This is a genomic window from Pseudomonas sp. 7P_10.2_Bac1 (genome assembly GCF_025465935.1).
GTDB lineage: Bacteria > Pseudomonadota > Gammaproteobacteria > Pseudomonadales > Pseudomonadaceae > Aquipseudomonas.
On the sequence record NZ_JANLNV010000056.1, the window covers coordinates 1 to 1,955 of the forward strand.

General features: G+C 59.3%; 1 protein-coding gene. It reads right to left on the minus strand.

The features are described 5' to 3' along the window. A partial coding sequence (locus tag NTD86_RS09320) for an Ig-like domain-containing protein (protein ID WP_262201916.1) occupies positions 1-1,955 on the minus strand: 1,955 nt, incomplete at both ends.

Here is a 1,955-nt window from a genome sequence, read left to right on the forward strand (position 1 = left end):
ATCGGTCAGGGTAACGGTGAGGCTTTCGCCATTTTTTTGCGGCGAAGTGAGCACCGCGCTAAACGAGCCATCAAGCCCGACAACACCGCTGCCAATCTGCACGCCTGCGGCGTTTTTCACAGTGACAATGCTACCCGCCTCGCCCTTACCGGTCAGTGCCAAACCGTTGAGGCTTACGACCAGGTCGGTCGCAACCGCCGGTGGCGTGGTATCACCCGCTACCACAGGCGCTGCCGCCGACACGTTACCTGCCACATCGGTCAGGGTGACGTTGAGGGTCTCGCCATTTTTTTGTGGTGCCGTGAGGGTCGCCGTAAACGAGCCATCCAACCCGACAAGCCCGCCACCGATTACCACACCCGCCGCAGTTTTGACCGTCACGATAGAGCCCGGCTCACCTTTACCGCTAAGCAACAGACCATCGACGCTCACGGACAGGTTGGTCGCAGCTGCCGGCGCAGTAGTGTCACCAGCAACCACTGGTGCGGCCTGGGAGACGTTGCCTGCCTTGTCGGTCAGAGTGACGGTGAGGCTTTCGCCATTTTTTTGCGCTGGGTTGAGGTTGGCGGTAAGCGTGCCATCAGCACCAACGTTGCCAGTACCAACGGTCACGCCCGACGCGTTTTTGACTGTGACGGTGCTGCCCGCTTCGCCTTTACCGGTCAGCGTCAAACCATCCACGCTGACTGTCAGCTCGGTAGGTGCCGCCGGGGCAGTGGTATCGCCCGCCACCACCGGCGCATCCACAGACTCGTTGCCGGCCTTGTCGGTCAGGGTGACGTTGAGGCTTTCACCATTTTTTTGCGGAGCATTGAGGATCGCGGTAAACGAACCATCAGCACCGACGACGCCGGTACCTATGACCTCGCCCGCCGCGTTTTTCACGGTGACGGTGCTACCTGCTTCACCTTTGCCGCTCAGTTCCAGGCCATCAGTGCTGACAACCAGGTTGGTGGGTGCCGCCGGAGCGGTGGTATCGCCTGCAACCACGCTGATCGATGGAGATGAAAGATCCTGGTCATTGGTCAACGTTACGCCAAGAGTTTCACCGTTCTTTTGTGCACTATTAAGGTTGACGACAAAGTTGCCGTCCACGTCCACCGTGCCCGTACCGATCACTGCGCCCGCAGCGTTTTTGATCGTCACTGACAAACCAGCTTCACCTTTGCCGCTCAGGGTCAGGCCATCCGTGCTCACCACCAGGTCGGTAGGCGCTTCTGGCGCCAGGGCCCCACCCACAATCACGGTGCCGACCGGGGACTCATTTCCGGCCGCATCCTTCAATTGGACTTCCAGCGTTTGGCCATTGGCCTGAGCCGGGTCAAGCACAATTGCGAAGCTGCCATCAGTTGCGACAAACCCAGTACCTAGTAGCTGCCCGTCTGGACCTTTCACGGTCACAGCGGCACCAGCCTCACCTTTACCGGTCAACATCAGGCCTCCAAGGCTGACCGCAAGGTTAGTCGGGACATTCGGTGGCGTGGTATCAACGGAGATGACAGGGGCGGCCAGCGACTCGTTACCGGCCTTATCGGTCAGGGTGACGCTGAGGGTTTCACCGTTGATTTGCGCAGTATTCAAGGTGACAGAGAAGCTGCCGTTTGTGTCTACGACTCCTAAGCCGATTTGTACACCCAAGGCGTCTTTCACGATGACGGTGCTGCCTGCTTCGCCTTTGCCGTCCAGGGTCATACCATCAAGGCTGACCTTAAGCTCGGTAGGCGCTGCCGGTGCAGTGGTATCACCCGCCGTCACATTACCGGCCAAGGACACGTTACCGGCCTTGTCGGTCAGAGTGACAGTAAGCAACTCACCATTTTTCTGCGGGGTATCGAGAACGGCGGTAAACGAGCCCCCGGCGCCGACGATGCCGGTGCCGATTGTTTCGCCGGCTGCGTTTTTCACAGTGACCGTACTGCCGGCTTCACCTTTACCCGTCAGTTCCAGGCCATTGA